This window comes from Luteibacter sp. NPDC104163, assembly GCF_055584245.1.
The window spans coordinates 65,350-80,884 of sequence record NZ_JBVJMK010000012.1; the positions used below are offsets into that span (position 1 = coordinate 65,350).

At 62.8% G+C, this 15,535-nt stretch carries 12 protein-coding genes; 9 read left to right on the plus strand and 3 right to left on the minus strand.

What is annotated here, in order from left to right:
• Nucleotides 1-148: 148 nt before the first annotated feature.
• Genes ACZ6YI_RS15040 through ACZ6YI_RS15070 form a run of 7 tightly spaced genes read left to right on the plus strand, consistent with a single transcriptional unit; the run spans nt 149 to nt 9,523 of the window.
• Nucleotides 149-2,011 (plus strand): tetratricopeptide repeat protein, encoded by a 1,863-nt coding sequence (locus tag ACZ6YI_RS15040; protein ID WP_465779367.1) that lies wholly within the window; start codon nt 149-151, stop codon nt 2,009-2,011.
• Nucleotides 2,008-3,963 carry a hypothetical protein gene (locus tag ACZ6YI_RS15045; protein ID WP_465779368.1) on the plus strand — a complete coding sequence of 652 codons (1,956 nt, stop codon included), beginning with the start codon at nt 2,008-2,010 and terminating at the stop codon, nt 3,961-3,963. Before ACZ6YI_RS15040 ends, ACZ6YI_RS15045 begins: the two co-directional genes overlap by 4 nt.
• Complete coding sequence (locus tag ACZ6YI_RS15050) at nt 3,960-5,243, plus strand: lipopolysaccharide biosynthesis protein (RefSeq protein ID WP_465779369.1); 1,284 nt, start codon at nt 3,960-3,962, stop codon at nt 5,241-5,243. Before ACZ6YI_RS15045 ends, ACZ6YI_RS15050 begins: the two co-directional genes overlap by 4 nt.
• On the plus strand, nt 5,236-6,597 hold the full coding sequence (ispD, locus tag ACZ6YI_RS15055; RefSeq protein WP_465779370.1) for a 2-C-methyl-D-erythritol 4-phosphate cytidylyltransferase: 1,362 nt from the start codon (nt 5,236-5,238) through the stop codon (nt 6,595-6,597). The genes ACZ6YI_RS15050 and ispD overlap by 8 nt, the downstream gene beginning before the upstream one ends.
• A gap of 9 nt (nt 6,598-6,606) precedes the next feature.
• On the plus strand, nt 6,607-7,341 hold the full coding sequence (locus ACZ6YI_RS15060; RefSeq protein ID WP_465779371.1) for an FkbM family methyltransferase: 735 nt from the start codon (nt 6,607-6,609) through the stop codon (nt 7,339-7,341).
• Nucleotides 7,338-8,564 (plus strand): CDP-glycerol glycerophosphotransferase family protein, encoded by a 1,227-nt coding sequence (locus tag ACZ6YI_RS15065; protein WP_465779372.1) that lies wholly within the window; start codon nt 7,338-7,340, stop codon nt 8,562-8,564. Before ACZ6YI_RS15060 ends, ACZ6YI_RS15065 begins: the two co-directional genes overlap by 4 nt.
• Nucleotides 8,561-9,523, plus strand: coding sequence for a glycosyltransferase family 2 protein (locus tag ACZ6YI_RS15070; protein WP_465779373.1), 963 nt, complete (start codon nt 8,561-8,563; stop codon nt 9,521-9,523). The genes ACZ6YI_RS15065 and ACZ6YI_RS15070 overlap by 4 nt, the downstream gene beginning before the upstream one ends.
• Here ACZ6YI_RS15070 and ACZ6YI_RS15075 read toward each other — a convergent pair.
• From ACZ6YI_RS15075 to ACZ6YI_RS15085, 3 genes are read right to left on the minus strand one after another with little or no spacing between them, the layout of a single operon-like run.
• Nucleotides 9,504-10,235 carry a class I SAM-dependent methyltransferase gene (locus ACZ6YI_RS15075; RefSeq protein WP_465779374.1) on the minus strand — a complete coding sequence of 244 codons (732 nt, stop codon included), beginning with the start codon at nt 10,233-10,235 and terminating at the stop codon, nt 9,504-9,506. The two genes, ACZ6YI_RS15070 and ACZ6YI_RS15075, sit on opposite strands and share 20 nt — an antisense overlap.
• The gene (locus tag ACZ6YI_RS15080) at nt 10,232-11,350 is read right to left on the minus strand and encodes a glycosyltransferase family 4 protein (protein ID WP_465779375.1); all 1,119 of its coding nucleotides are present in this window, start codon (nt 11,348-11,350) and stop codon (nt 10,232-10,234) included. The genes ACZ6YI_RS15075 and ACZ6YI_RS15080 overlap by 4 nt, the downstream gene beginning before the upstream one ends.
• A 26-nt stretch (nt 11,351-11,376) precedes the next feature.
• The gene (locus ACZ6YI_RS15085) at nt 11,377-12,234 is read right to left on the minus strand and encodes a glycosyltransferase family 2 protein (protein WP_465779376.1); all 858 of its coding nucleotides are present in this window, start codon (nt 12,232-12,234) and stop codon (nt 11,377-11,379) included.
• 149 nt (nt 12,235-12,383) lie between these two features.
• Between ACZ6YI_RS15085 and pilB the strand changes: the two genes are divergently transcribed.
• Nucleotides 12,384-14,111, plus strand: a complete 1,728-nt coding sequence (pilB, locus tag ACZ6YI_RS15090) for a type IV-A pilus assembly ATPase PilB (RefSeq protein ID WP_465779377.1) — start codon at nt 12,384-12,386, stop codon at nt 14,109-14,111.
• A gap of 142 nt (nt 14,112-14,253) precedes the next feature.
• Nucleotides 14,254-15,519: a type II secretion system F family protein gene (locus tag ACZ6YI_RS15095; protein ID WP_465779378.1), complete on the plus strand. Its 1,266-nt coding sequence runs from the start codon at nt 14,254-14,256 to the stop codon at nt 15,517-15,519.
• Nucleotides 15,520-15,535 lie beyond the last annotated feature (16 nt).

Below are 15,535 nucleotides of genomic sequence, written 5' to 3' on the forward strand. Positions count from 1 at the left end.
TGCTCTGCAGTCTTGTTGGGAAAGGGCCGTGCAAGCGGCCCTTTCTTTTTTGCCCGTGAAAATGACTGTCATCCGTAGCGCAGCACTCTTTGCACTCACCTGCGCAGCATGTGTACTCGCATACGCGCCGGGTATGCATGGCGGCTTCATGTTCGATGACGCCGCGAATCTGCCAGTGCTGGGGCAATTCGGACCCGTTGATAATCTTTCGACGTTCCTGCGCTACATCACGGCGGGCCGAGCGGATCCAACGGGGCGCCCACTATCTCTACTGAGCTTTCTGCTGGATGCCCACGATTGGCCAGCACAGGCATTTCCGTTCAAGTGGCATAACCTCGCCCTGCATCTTCTAAACGACCTGCTCCTCGGCACGCTGCTTCGCCGGTTGGGTCGCATGCAGGGCTACAGCGAGCCACAGGCCGACATGGCGGCACTCTTCGCCGCAAGCCTCTGGCTATTGCACCCCCTCTTCGTTTCCACCGTGCTGTACGTCGTGCAGCGTGAGGCGATGCTTGCCGCATTCGTTGTGCTGATGGGCCTTCATATCTGGCTCGAGGGCCGTGAGCGCATGCTCGCCGGACGTGGCGGTAACGTGCTCCTGATACTGGGCTGGCTGGCGTGCACCGCGCTGGCCTTTCTCGCAAAACCGAACGGGCTGCTCCTGCCATTGCTGTCGCTCGTCATCGACGCTTCGCTTCCCATGAATGGCTCGCCAGCGCGCGTGGCGCAATACCGCCGCTGGCGCGCGCGCGTCGCCGTTCCCTGCACGGTACTCATCATCGCGGGGGTTACCTGGGTTCTTCTTAAGTCACTAGGCCATCCGCCACCGCCGCCGCGAAGCTTCACGCTATGGCAGCGAGTGATTACCGAGCCGACCATTCTTCTCGAGTACCTGCGCCTGCTCTTTCTCGTTGATAGTCACTACGGAAGCCTGTTCCACGATCAATATCGCGCAGCCAGCAACTTACTTTCCCCCTGGTGGACGCTGCCAGTCATACTTACCTGGGTCGGCACGGCTGCTTTCGCGTGGCGCTTCCGCCGTCGCTGGCCATCCCTGTCACTTGCCATCGGATTCTTTCTCGGTGGCCACCTGCTCGAATCATCATCCCTAGCGCTGGAGCTCTATTTCGAGCACCGCAATTACCTGCCAGCAATGATGGCTTTCTGGCCAATAGGCGTGGCGATCGGCAGCATCCGGACTCGCTGGTTAAGCATGACTGCTTTCGCAGCACCGTTAGTCCTCTGTGCGGCGCTCACTCATTACGCGGCGGCACTCTGGTCGCGTCCGCTTGAACAGGCCGAAGTGTGGGTCCTTACGGCACCGGAGTCACCACGCGCACAGGCATGGGCTGCTCAACAAGAACTTGACGCGGGCCAGTATGCAAAGGCAAGCGCCCGGCTGTCTTCCGCCAGTGCAGCCTTCCCCGGGGAGGTGCAAATCTCCCTCACCACGATCATCGTCGCATGCCATGGCAGAGGCCCGAATGCTGAGAACTGGGAGGCCGCCGAATTTTCGCTACGTCAGGGATCGCGTGACCCTGGCCCGCTGCTTACGTCGTGGACGCAATCCGCGATGGACCTCGTGGCCAGGCGCACGTGCGCAGGCATGACATACGGCGACCTGGCTCATCTGCTCGATGCCGCTGCCGCAAATCCAGCGATAAGCGCCCTGCCAGGGCGAATGCAGGATATCGCCCACCTGCGTGGTGAGCTCGCCCTGGCACAGGATGACCCGGCCTCGGCCTTGACGTGGTTCAATGAGGGCCTGGCCCGCGTGCCAGGCCCTGCCGTGGCGTTGGCACAGGCGGCCGAGCTGGGCCGGCGCGGTCACCCTCGGGAGGGCCTAGCCCACCTCGCTTATTTCGACACTCTGGAGGTAGATCCCGTGCGGCCGACCCAAGGTATGGCATGGCTTCATGCGAAAGTGCTTGAAGCGCAGGATTATTGGCCAAACGAAATGGCGCATCTGCGCCGCGCGCTCGAAACAGATCAAAGGGCACTGACGAAGTGAGGGTCCGCCTTTCCGATGGACGCATCGCCGCCCTGGTGATGCTTGTTGCCGTGCTCGCCACATTTCTGGTCTATCGACCAGGCCTGACCGGTGGCTTCCTGTTCGACGATTACCCGAACATCGTGGACAACGCCGATCTCCATGTCCGCGAGGCGACCACACCCACCCTGGTACGCGCCGCGATGTCGTCACCTTCAAGTGACCTGAAGCGCCCACTGGCATCGCTCACATTTGCCGTCGACTGGCTTATCGCCGATGGTGACCCGTCCGAGATGAAGACGGTAAACCTGGCGATACACCTGCTGAACGGCATAGCATTCTACTTCCTGGCGCTACGCCTGTTTCGACTCACGCCCGTGCATCGTGAGGTGTCGCGACGACCGGCGCTACTCGCCGCGATCGTTGCCACGAGTTGGCTCCTGCTGCCGATCAATCTTACGTCGGTGCTCTACATCGTTCAGCGCATGGAGAGCCTGGCCAATCTATTCGTCGTGCTTTCACTGCTGGGTTATGTAGTGGCCCGTGAACGCATGGGCGCACGGCGTCTTACGCGAGACCTGGTCGCCGCCCTCGCAAGCCTTACCGTCCTGCCGTTGATCGGTCTTCTCTCAAAAGAGAACGCCGTCATGGCGCCGCTTTATGCGTTTCTCATCGAGCTCATGGTGTTTCGCGGGCGATCCATGAATCGTATCGGCGAGATTGCCCGTGATCGCCGCATCGCCGCCATTTATACCTGCCTGCTCCTCTTGCCTTTCATCGCGGGGCTCGCCTGGCTGCTTCCCGGCGTGCTGAGCGGCCGCTCCTGGGCCCGTCGTGACTTCACCCTTTCAACGCGCCTGCTAAGCGAGTTGCGCGTTGTGGTCGACTACATCGGATGGACCCTCGTGCCATCGGCAAACGACTTATCTTTCTATCACGATGATTTCCGAGTCTCCGTAGGCTGGCTCGAACCTCCAACGACGATCGTCTCGGCGGGTATCATCACTGCACTTGTCGCTCTCGCGATCTGGGCACGCAAGCGATTGCCATTGCTGGCGCTGGGCATTGCCCTGTATTTCGCAGCGCATGTAATGACGGCGACTATCATTCCGCTGGAACTCGTTTACGAACACCGGAATTACTTCTCTAGCTTCGGACTGCTTGTAGCGGTCGTCCCCCTACTTGTGCCGATACCCTTGGCGTCCGGTTCAAGTCCGAGGCTGGTGGTGCCGCGCTGGGCCACCCTTGGCGCGGTGTTGCTTTACTGGACCGGGCAGACTGCCGTGACGGCGACGGCCTGGTCGTCACCTCTTTCCCTCGCGGAAGAGCTCGCCGCTCGCGCGCCGAAGTCCGGCCGTGCGCAATACGAGCTAGGTCGCCTCTATATCATTCTCTCCGGCTACCACCTCGACTCGCCGTTCGCTCGCCGCGTGTACGCCCCGCTTGAGCGCGCCGCGGAGGTCCCCGGCGCATCGATCCTCCCCGAGCAGGCACTCATTTTTTTCAACGCGAGAACCGGTCGGGCAAGCAAACCGTCCTGGTGGGACAGCATCGATGCCAAACTTGCTGTGAGGAAGCCCAGTGTCCAGGATGAAAGTGCCCTAGGCTCGCTCGCCAACTGCCTTGGCCAGGGCCTTTGCCATTTCGACGCACAGCGACTGACGCATGCGTTCATTGTGGGCCTGTCGCATCCGAACCCGACCGCTCGCCTCCAGGCGATGTACTCGGACTACGCATCCGTGACACTCCATGACTTGACGCTTGCGGTACGCATGATTCGCGGATCGACGGAAGCGGCGCCCCGTGAACCTGCATATCGCCAATCCTTGGCCGGATTACTCATCGCCACGGGTGACTATGCCGGGGCTGAAGATCAACTCAAGATATTGCAGACCCAAAACGTCGCTGGTGCGCTCGATGGCGATATCGCCGCCCTACGTCGTCGCCTGGATACGGCAAAACGGCAACCATGATCGCGCGCCGACTCATCGATCCCCGCCACTGGCTGAGCGGTCGCCTCGCTCGAGGCGCACTCGCGGCGACGCTGTGGCAAGGCGTTCGCGTCGGCGCGCAGGCGCTTTGGATGGTGGCTATTGCGCGAGCCATCGGGCCATCCGGGTATGGCACGTTTGCAGGGGCGGCAGGCCTCGCCGGCGCTATTGGCTCACTGACGGGCGTAGGGTTCGGCCTCCTGATGCTGCAGGACGTATCAAGGCGCCCTGACATTTTCCCAGCGGCGTGGAGGCGGGCCAATATCGCTTTTCTGGCTAGCGGAGGCCTACTCTGGGCGATTTTTGTGCTGGGCGCATTGCCATTGCTTCCAACCGGCACGCCGGCCTGGCAATACGCGGCCATCGGACTCCCCGAGGTCGTGTTTTTTCCGCAAACCATCCTCGCGAGCTATGCGTTCCAGACACGAGAGCGTATGGGTATGGCGGGGTGGATGTATGCGCTCGTCCCCATGGGAAACCTTGTTGCCGCCGCATGCTTTCTATGGCTATCGAACGAGCGAACCCTGGGTGCTTACGTTCCCTGGCATGTCGCGAGCTCGCTCGGCGCGGCTCTCGCCGGGCACGTTGCTGTTTCTCGCATCCTTCGGCCTGGTCCAGCGCGTTTCCTTGTCACTCGCCGCGACGTCGGTGAGAGCCTCGGTTACTCGATGATGCGCGTCATCGATACCGCACTGGTGTCCATCGATAAAACGCTGGTGCTTCGCCTCGCCGACCCCGCATCCGCCGGCTGGTACACGGCCGCCTTCCGCCTCGCCTCCGTACTGGCCATACCGGTTTCCGCCCTGGCCATGGCCGCCTTGCCGCGACTGTTCCGGGCGCGTGGCGGCGATCAGTCGGCGCGAATGGCGCGCACCCTGCTGATGTCATCCCTGATCGGCGGTGGGGTGGCGAGCGCCGGCATGATCGCGGCATCATGGGCACTCCCGTGGCTTCTCGGCGACGATTTCGCCCGCTCTGCGCAGGCGGCTCGGTACCTGTGCCTGACTCCTTTCCTCATAGGCCTATGCTCGACCGGCGCCAATGTCCTCGTAACCAGCGATCGCCGACGGCTGCGGATGATGGCGCAGGCGGCCGGCCTGGCCGTTCTCGCCGTTCTGGGCTTCACGCTCATCCCGCCCTTTGGGATCGCAGGGGCGGCGGTTATGCTTCAGGGTGCGCTGGGTACCACCGCTGCACTGCTTTGGTGGGCCGCGTTCCGCAGCCGATCTCCCACACACTCGACAAGCCGGAACCATGATTGAGCTTCCCCCGACCATCGCCATTCTTCTTGCTTCTGGTACGGGCGAACGCGCTCGGCTCTCGATCCCCAAACAGTTCCTTAAGGTTGCGGGCAAGACCGTGTTTGAACACACGCTCGATGTCTTTGAGACGCATGACCGTATCGATGGCGTAGTGCTTGTCGTGAGCCCTGAGACCCGGATGATGGCGGAAGAACTCGTCGTACGTGGTCGCTACGGCAAGGTCCACAAGATCGTCTTGGGCGGATCAACGCGTCGCGAAAGTTCTGCCGCCGGAGTGACCGCCATCCCTGATGACCGGGCCAAGGTGCTTGTGCACGATATCGTGCGCCCCTTGCTCGATAGCGCCACGATCGACCGCTGCATAGATGCACTTGATGCTTACGACGCGGTCGATACGGCGATCCCCTCGGCAGATACGATCATCGAACGCACAACCGAGGGCACGATCGCGCACATTCCGGACCGTTCGACACTCCGGCTCGGGCAGACGCCACAGGCCTTCCGGGCAGGTTTGTTGAGAAGGGCTCACGCGATGGCCGCTACCGACCGCGCCATCAAGGTCACCGACGACTGTGGTCTGGTGGTGTCGTATGCCCTCGCACCGGTCGCCATCGTCGATGGCGACGTCAACAACATCAAGATCACCTACCCCTCCGATATCTACCTTGCAGACCGCCTCTTCCAGCTTCGGTCCCGGATCTCGGCGGAGACGGTGGGCGAGATCAACCTCACGGGCAAGCGCGTCGTGGTGTTCGGTGGCAGCCGGGGCATTGGAGCCGCCATCGTCGCGATGGCCCGGGATGCGGGCGCGGAGGTACACGCATTTTCTCGCGGCGGCGGCATCGATGTAGCCCATCCGGCTGCGGTGCGTGAGGCGCTTGCCCAGGCCGCCGGGTCCTCTGGCGCCATCGACATCGTCATCAATACGGCAGGCGTGTTACGCCAGGGTCTTCTGGAAGGTACTTCCTATGCCGACATTGGCGAGCAAGTGGCCAGCAACCTTACCGGTTCGATTGTCGTGGCGAAGGAAAGCTTTCCGTTTCTCGCCGAGCGCCATGGCGCATTGATCTTGTTCGCTTCGAGCTCTTATACCCGCGGGCGTGCCCGGTCGGCTATCTATTCCGCGACCAAGGCCGCGGTCGTCAACCTCGCCCAGGGCCTTGCGCAGGAGTTCGCAGGCCCCGGGGTTCGAATCAATGTCGTCAATCCGGAACGGACGGCGACGCCCATGCGTAGTGAGAACTTTGGCGTCGAACCGCCTGATCAACTGCTGGATGCCAGCGTGGTCGCGCACGCCACGCTTGCCCTCGCCATCAGCCCGGTGACGGGCGAAGTCCTCGATGTGCGGAAATAAGAGAACACCATGATTCTTCCCCGTTTCGCGGATAACGCGCTCAAGCGAATCCTAGAGAAGAAGGGCTATTTCCGCCTCAAAGGTCAGAATGGCTTTGAGCTGGAGCGCCGGCGTAAGTTGCTGGCATCCCTTGAGATCGACCTGCTCGTCGACATCGGAGCCAACGTCGGGCAATACGGCGAGGGCATGCGGCGACTCGGGTACAGGGGACGGATCATATCGTTCGAGCCTATGAGAAAGGCGCTTTCGTCGCTCGAGCCGCTCGCGCGCACCGATGGTCGGTGGGAGGTAGTGCCCATGGGTCTATCGGATATCGCTTCGAAAGCGCGCCTCCATATCGCAGGGAACTCAATCAGCAGCTCCATGCTGGACATGGATAGCTTGCATGAGTCCCTTGCACCGGGTTCCGCCTATGTGGCGGAAGAAGAAATCGAAGTCACGACGCTGGACCAGGTGATGGCCGGCCGCTGGAACAGCGAACAGCGCGTGTGGCTGAAAATCGATGTACAAGGCCTTGAGGACAAAGTGCTCGCAGGCGCAACCAAAACTCTAGAGAAAGTCGCTTGCATCCAGCTGGAGCTGTCGTTGCAGTCGCTGTACACGGGACAGACGACATACCTCCCATTACTCAACCGCCTTCACACACTCGGATTTGATCTCGCAGGTGTCGAGGCGGGTTTCGTCAACCTTGACAATGGCCGCCTCATGCAAATGGATGGTCTCCTGGTCCGTCGCGGAACATGACGTGGCCCATCGCCACACTCGTGGCACAGGCGGTGCGCGGGACGTTAGCTTGGCTAGCGCTGCTTGTGCCGAGGCTCGTTGTGCCCCGCAACCGGCGCTGGGTCGCAGTGCTCGGACGTGCCGATGGGCACTTTTCGGACAACTGCAAGTATTTCTATATTGACGCCCAAGCCGACGCATCATGGCGCGTCGTATTTATCACATCCCACGACGCGGTCATCGACGCGCTACAAGCTGCATCGCAGCCCGTGCTGCGCTATCCCGGATGGCGAGCGGCATGGTTCCTGCTCCGTTGCGGCGGCGCAGTCGTCGACACCACGGAATGGTCGCGACGCTGGCGGCGCGAACTGCTTACGGGTAGTCGCCTCGTCCAGCTATGGCACGGGGTCGGCTTCAAACGGATCGAAATGGACCGATGGTGGCACGAGCGGAGCAGTGACACCGCGTATTGGCTCCGTATCTGGCTCTACCGGTTATCAGGGCGGCTCGTCCGATACGATCTGGTGCTCGCCACATCGCGGTATTACGCCGACCAACTTTTCAGCAAGGCATTCCTCTCAAAACGGCTGCTGCTTGCTAACTATCCGAGAAACAGGTTCGGCCTTACGGAAAGCCCGGCATCGCCGTTGGCCCTGCATGGCGTCGACCCCGTCGCGCTCAGGCAAACCCTGGACTGGAAAGCCGAAGGTTGCCGCGTCGTGTATGTCACACCCACTTTCCGGGACGATGGCCGCCACTGCCTACCGATGACGAGCGACGAACGGCGCGCGCTTGAAGCCTTTTGCCAGGAATGCCAGATTCGGCTCGTCTTCAAACTCCACCCGAATGACACGAGCGAGATCGCACTTTCCGACCAAATTGCAGTCGTTTGCGCCGCAAGAAGCGATGTTTACCCACTGCTCCGCCATGCGGACGCCCTTGTGACCGACTATTCGTCGATCTACATGGATTACCTGGTGCTCGACCGCCCCATACTTTTCTATGTACCCGACATTGCCGCGTACGTAGCGCACCGTGAACTTCAATTCGACTTCGACGCGATGACACCGGGTGCGAGGGCAACCACCTGGTCGGAGCTCATGGAGTCGCTTGTCCTTGAGCTCGCCTGCGATTCACATTCAGACGCACGCCGCCGCCTTCGTACGAAAGCTTTTGACGAAAACGAGCCGAGCGATGCCACGCGCCGGATCCTTCGCGCCCTCGCACCCAAGGGTGCATCGTGAATTCGCTTCATGCGGTCACGTGTGTCATCCCCATGTATCGCGGCGGCGAAGTGACCGCTTCGGTCGTAGCGGCACTAGCGCGATGCCACCTGCCACCTGCGACCGAGCTGCAAATTCTGATCGTCGACGATGGCTCGGATGACGGAAGCGCTGATCGCGTACTTGCGCTGGGCCTTTCCCAGGTACGGATCCTCACTCAGTCCGTCAATAGTGGCCGCAGTGCAGCTCGCAACCGCGGCGCGCGCGAGGCGATGACCGACTGGCTGCTATTTCTTGATAGTGATTGTGAGCCCGTGGATGCAGGATTTGTTTTAGCCCACCTACGGGCAGTCGGCAGCGGATCCAGGCTTTCGATGGGTGCCGTCATCGGCGCCAATGACGGCTTCTGGCATGACTACCAAGCGTCCGCGGCTTCTCGCCGGGAACGTGCGGCCCAGTCCGGTGGTACGGCGCTTTACGGATCATCCCAGAACTTCATGGTCAGCCGCGACGCTTTCATCGCACAGGGTGGGTTCGACGAGGCCTACCGAGGTTACGGGTTCGAGGACCGCGATCTCTTCCTGCGGCTCGCGGCGGCGGGAGTCGAAAGCGTAGCAACACCCGACGCCGCAGTGATCCACCGCGACCAGCTCGCCTTGCGCACCGTATGCCGGAAGATGGCGGAGGCTGGCGGCTCATCCGCCGTGCGCTTCGCCGCCGAGCATCCGGAAGCGTACGTGAAACTCGGTTACGCTCGCCTCGATGGCCGGCGCAGCCGCGCTCTGCGCTTCGTGGAACCGCTAAGTACGCTAAGTGTGCGGATCCTGGTCCCGCTATTTGAGAGCCGCCTCGAAGCTTGGTGGCTGCCGTTCTCCATCAAGCGCAGGCTCGTCCGCGGGCTCACCGCGGCGAGCTACGTGCACGGGAGCATCCACAATGGGGGGTCTTCCTTCCTCGCCGTTAGGAAGCGACCTTCGTGAGTACGTAGATCAAGGTCGGAATCGCCGGCCTTGTCATGTTCAGCAACGTCGTCGGCAACGCATCGATGCAACGTGACATCGTGCTTCCGGGTCGTTCGATCCTCAGTGTCTCTCGCCATGCCTCGACGCACACGTTCTCGAAATGAAAGCCCGCTTCCGCCAGCAGGCGCTCAAGCGCGCGCAGTGAAAACGGCTCACAATCGTAGAAAGAGCCTCGTTTCCAGAGCTTCAACCATGGCGTCCGCAAGCGGTGTGGCAGCCAGCTGAGGAAAGCCAGGCGATAGTGTGGCTCGACGAGCATCCAGCGGTTTGGCACCGCGAGATAGCAGACGCCGTCATCACGTAACACTCGATGCACTTCAGCGAGGTGATCGAGCTGTTGGGTAAGGTCACCGACATGCTCGATGACGTGGTTGGTGATGACGATATCGAAAGCTTGGTCATCAAAAGGCAACAGCGTTCCCTTTACCTGATGGAACCGATAGCCCTCAATAACCCCGCGCGAGTCCGTCACATCCACCGCATCCACCGCCAGGTCCAGGGTGTCGTGGGTGCCGAAGTAGTGCGAGATACCCCCCGAACCGCAACCAATCTCCAGCAGGCGACGCTTGCGCGGTGCCGGGCGAAGGCCGAGCAGGCGTTCGATCTTAAGCGCTTTGTGCCTGCGCGAATCGAGGTCGCGCACGACATGGCCCTGCCGTTCCATTGTCATGCGTGCATGTCCAACACTGCGGCGAGCCGCTCGTCGAAATGTGGCCACGCAAAGTGAGCGGCAAATGCGGCGACGGCATCTCGTTGATATGGCCGGCGTGTGATCGCATCGACCACCGCGCGAGCGAAGGTGGCCGTGTCTCCGGGGGCGATTAGCGTACCCGATACGCCCTCCTCCACGGCGTCGGGTACCCCCCCGACGGCGAACGCCACGGTGGGCGTGCCCCATGCCGCGGCTTCCACCGCAACCATGCCAAAACCTTCGACGTCGCCCACCACCTCGCGCACCGGAAACACGTGCACGTCGCTGGCGACGTACGCCGCGGCCAGTTCCGCATCGGGCAGTGGCCCGAGGTGATGCACGGCATGCACCAGGCCCACTTTGGCCGCATCCGCACGCAACCGCGGCCAGGCGCCCGTACCGGCACCCGCCAGGGCGTCGGGTGCTTCATCGCCGATGATGACGAGCCGGGCGTCTGGCTGGTCGTGCAGGATAAGCGGGAGCATCTCCAGGACGAACTCGCGCAGCCCCTTCCGCGGGGTGAGGCGACCGACAGAGAGGAGCAGGGGCCCGTCGCCCAGACCATGCCGCGCGCGGAAGGCGCGACCGTCTGCGACCTCGGCCTCATGGCCAGGCAGGCTGACGCCGGGCGGGATGATCGTCACGCGGTCAGCGGCCACACCGACGCCTTCCGCCAGGCGTGCCGTGTTCGCGCTGTTCGCGATGCACGCGTGCATGCGCCGCACGAACGGGAGCCAGCCCGCCCGGTAAACCGGCTGTCGCACGACGAGGTCGAGCCCGTGCACGTAGGCCGCCGCGCGGCTGCCGGCCACGCGTGCGGCAAACCACGCGATAGGTGCCGTCAGGCCACTGCCGGCAAGCACCCATGCTGGCCGCTGCTCGCGCGCAACGCGCAGGGCTGCGACGAAAGCGCCCGTAAGGTAGGACGCGAGTCCGCCGTTCCCGCACTCATGGACATCGATGGCCGCGGGGAGCGCCTGGCGACAGCCCGCTGGCCCGACCACGATGACGCGGCGACGCTGGGCCTGACCGAGCGCGATATGCAGATTCAACCGCTCCATGCCACCGCGCAGCGGCGGGAGGTTGCGCGTCACCAGCAGGAGCGCGCCCCGCGCCTCGCTCACTTGTCGGTGGGCCGATAGGTCAGCGAAGTGATCTGTTCGGACACAAGGCCGATCAGGAACACGATGACCGAAGCGCTCCACATCAGCGTGCTGCCGTTGGTCAGGCGGCCGTAAGAAACGTACGTGAAGAGGTAATTCAGGCAGCCAAGCGCAAAGAAAACGAAGCTGACCGGGAAGAACAGCTTCAACGGCGAATACAACGTGGCGATCTTGAAGATGATCAACAGGAAGCGCACGCCATCCTTCAACGGCTTGATGTGGCTCTTGCCCACGCGTTGCGCTGCCTTGATCGGCTCGTACGCCACGCCGTAAGCGCTACGGAAGAACGCCATGGTGCTGGTGGTTGGGTACGAGAAGCCGTTCGGCAGCAGGTGGATGAATTCGCGAAACCGTGTCGCGCGGGCGACGCGGAAACCGGAGGTCAGGTCGGCGACAACCTGGCCAGTCATGCGGCTGGCCAGCCAGTTATAGACAGTGTTAGCCACGCCGCGGCCCACGCCTGCCTGGCTTTCCCAGTCACGGGCGCCCACCACCATGTCATAGCCCTGTTCCAGCCGGGCAACCAGTCGGCCGATATCGGCGGGGTCGTGCTGGCCGTCCCCATCCATGAAGACCAGGATCTCACCGCTGGCTGCACGCGCACCACGCTTGATCGCAGCCCCGTTACCCATGGAATACGGCGACGAGAGGCACTGTACCCCGGCCGAAGCGCAAACGGCCCGGGTGTCATCGGTCGACCCATCGTCCACCACGATGATCTCGGCACCCGGCTGGGCGGCGGTCAGGCGTGGCAGGAGGTCTTTTAGGGCGGCCGCCTCGTTCTTGGCGGGCAGGATAATGCTGATACGACTCAAGGTTTGTCCCCGTTAGCCGCTGCATCATAAGGCATGGATCACGCCTCGGGGCGGGAACACGGCGCCAATGCGCAGTTTTCACGATTTCGACGTGACCAAGGGCACATTCTGGAGTAGATTCAGCACCATACTCGGGGATCGGATCGACCATGGCGACACAAATGCACCAGCCCACGCTCGCGGGCCTGACCGGCATGGCCAGGCGCCTCGTTACCGAAGGCGTGCTCGGCGAGGCCGAAGTCCGCAAGGCCGTGCAGGATGCCGCCGAGAAACGTACCTCCCTGTCCGCCTGGCTGGTCGACCACCATCTGGTCGACAGTTCCAAGCTCTCCCAGGTGGCCTCGGCCGAGTTCGGCATGCCGCTCATGGATATCGGCAACATGGTCCCGGGCAACATGCCGCTGGATCTGGTCACCGAGGCCCTGATCACCAAGCACCAGGCCCTGCCCCTGTTCAAGCGCGGCAAGCGCCTGTTCGTCGGCATCGCCGACCCCATGCAGTCGCATGCGCTCGATGAGATCAAGTTCCACTCCAACCACATGGTGGAGCCGGTACTGGTCGAGCGCGGCCAGTTGCGCCGGATCATCGACAGCGCGCTCTCGGCCGCCAACGCGGGCGTCCCCGCATTCGATGACAGCGCCCTCGACGAACTGGCCCTGGACGCCGGCCCGGACGACGGTGACGGCACCACCGGCATCGACGCCAACGCCAACGATGACGCCCCGATCGTCAAGTTCGTGAACAAGATCCTGGTGGACGCGATCAAGCGCGGCGCCTCGGATATCCACTTCGAGCCGTTTGAAACCGTCTATCGGGTGCGCCTGCGCATGGACGGCATCCTGCGCATCGTGGCCTCGGCGCCGATCAAGCTGGGCACCCGTATCGCCTCGCGCCTGAAGGTCATGAGCGGCCTGGATATCGCCGAACGCCGCGTCCCGCAGGATGGCCGTATCAAGCTCAACCTGACCAAGACCCGCGCCATCGACTTCCGCGTCAGCACCCTGCCCACCCTGTTCGGTGAAAAGATCGTGCTCCGCGTCCTCGATGGCTCCTCGGCCAAGCTGGGCATCGACAAGCTCGGCTACGAGGAGGTCCAGAAGAACCTCTACCTCGACGCCATCGAGAAGCCCTACGGCATGGTGCTGGTCACCGGTCCGACCGGCTCCGGTAAGACGGTGTCGTTGTACACGGCCCTGAACATCCTCAACACCGAGGGAAGAAACATCTCAACGGTGGAAGATCCGGTCGAAATCCGCGTCGAGGGTATCAACCAGGTCCAGCAGAACGTGAAGCGCGGCATGACCTTCGCCGCCGCCCTGCGCTCCTTCCTGCGCCAGGATCCGGACGTGATCATGGTTGGCGAAATCCGCGATCTGGAGACCGCCGAGATCGCCGTGAAGGCCGCCCAGACCGGCCACATGGTGCTCTCCACCCTGCATACGAACGATGCGCCGCAGACGGTCGCCCGCCTGATGAACATGGGCATCGCGCCCTACAACATCATCTCGTCGGTCACCCTGATCATCGCCCAGCGCCTGGCCCGCCGCCTGCACGATTGCAAGCGGGCGATCACCCTTCCCCCGGCAGCCCTGCTGGCGGAGGGCTACACCCAGGAAGAGATCGACGCCGGGATCACCATTTACGAAGCCGTCGGCTGCGATGGCTGCAACGAGGGCTACAAGGGACGTGTCGGCCTGTACCAGGTCATGCCGATGCTCGAGCCGATCCAGAAGATCGTGCTGGAGGGCGGTAACGCCATGCAGATCGCCGAGGTGGCCAAGAAGGCCGGGATCAACGACCTCCGCGCCTCGGCCCTGCTTAAGGTCAGGAACGGCGTCACCAGCCTGGCCGAGATCAACCGCGTCACCAAGGACTGACGCCCCCTGTCGGCCTGTGGCGCACTGATCTTGTGCGCCAGACGGCAGAAAGGCGTAGACCAAAGCTTCACACTAGAATAAGAGACAGGGGGAGCCAGCCGGGGCTGGCCCCTTAGTATTCACCCGGGGGGAACACCGCGTCATGGCTACCGCCACCGCTACCAAGAACGCGCGCGCCGTTGGTGCCGCGCGCGCTGCCGTCAGCCAGCTGACGATGTACGACTGGACCGCGCTGGACAAGCGCGGCAAGCGCATGAAGGGCGAGATGCAGGCGAAGAACGCCTCGCTCGTGAAGGCCGAACTGCGCCGCCAGGGCATGAACCCGCAGCAGGTCCGCGAGCGCGCGAAGCCGCTGTTCGGCTCAAGCGGCAAGACGGTCAAGCCGCGCGATGTCGCCATCTTCAGCCGCCAGATCGCCACCATGATGGCCTCCGGCGTGCCCATGGTGCAGGCCTTCGACATCATCGCGAACGGCCAGAAGAACCCCAAGTTCAAGGACATGCTGGTCAACGTGAAGGCCAGCATCGAGGGCGGCTCCGCCCTGCATGAGGCCCTGGCCCTCTACCCGGTCCAGTTCGACGAGCTCTACCGCAACCTGGTCCACGCGGGCGAATCGGCCGGTGTGCTCGATACCGTGCTCGATACCGTCGCGACCTACAAGGAACGCATGGAGAGCATCAAGGCCAAGATCAAGAAGGCCTTGTTCTATCCGATCATGGTGCTCGTGGTCGCCCTGCTCGTGTCGATGATCCTGCTGCTGTTCGTGGTGCCCGTGTTCCAGCAGACCTTCGCCGAGGCGAAGGCCGAGCTGCCGGCCCCCACCCAGTTCGTCGTTGCCGCCTCCAAGTTCATGCAGTCCTACTGGTGGGCGGTGATCGGCATCATCGTCGGCTCGATCTTCGCGCTGATCTTCTTCAAGAAGCGCTCGCAGAAATTCGCCCACTTCCTCGACCGCTTCTCGCTGAAGATCCCGGTTATCGGCGACCTGCTGCACAAGTCGGCCATTGCGCGCTTCGCCCGTACGCTAGGCGTGACTTTCCACGCCGGCGTTCCCCTGGTGGAGGCCCTGGACGCCGTGTCGGGCGCTACCGGCAGCATCGTCTACGGTGAAGCCGTGAAGCAGATGCGCGACGACATCTCCGTCGGCCACCAGCTCCAGCTATCCATGCGCCAGGTGAACCTGTTCCCGAACATGGTGGTGCAGATGACCGCCATCGGCGAGGAATCCGGCTCGCTCGACCACATGCTGTTCAAGGTGGCCGAGTTCTACGAGGAAGAGGTGAACACCGCGGTGGATACGCTGAGCAGCCTGCTCGAGCCGTTCATCATGGTGATCCTCGGCGTCCTCGTCGGCGGCATGGTGATCTCGCTCTACCTGCCGATCTTCAAGCTGGCCGGCACGGTCTAAGCACCGCCCCGCCCTG

Coding starts and splice junctions, on each gene's coding strand:
- ACZ6YI_RS15040 (WP_465779367.1), top strand. CDS start 149: ATGTTCGATGACGCCGCGAATCTGCCAGTGCTGGGGCAATTCGGACCC.
- ACZ6YI_RS15065 (WP_465779372.1), top strand. CDS start 7,338: ATGACGTGGCCCATCGCCACACTCGTGGCACAGGCGGTGCGCGGGACG.
- ACZ6YI_RS15050 (WP_465779369.1), top strand. CDS start 3,960: ATGATCGCGCGCCGACTCATCGATCCCCGCCACTGGCTGAGCGGTCGC.
- ACZ6YI_RS15095 (WP_465779378.1), top strand. CDS start 14,254: ATGGCTACCGCCACCGCTACCAAGAACGCGCGCGCCGTTGGTGCCGCG.
- ispD (WP_465779370.1), top strand. CDS start 5,236: ATGATTGAGCTTCCCCCGACCATCGCCATTCTTCTTGCTTCTGGTACG.
- pilB (WP_465779377.1), top strand. CDS start 12,384: ATGGCGACACAAATGCACCAGCCCACGCTCGCGGGCCTGACCGGCATG.
- ACZ6YI_RS15060 (WP_465779371.1), top strand. CDS start 6,607: ATGATTCTTCCCCGTTTCGCGGATAACGCGCTCAAGCGAATCCTAGAG.
- ACZ6YI_RS15075 (WP_465779374.1), bottom strand. CDS start 10,235: ATGACAATGGAACGGCAGGGCCATGTCGTGCGCGACCTCGATTCGCGC.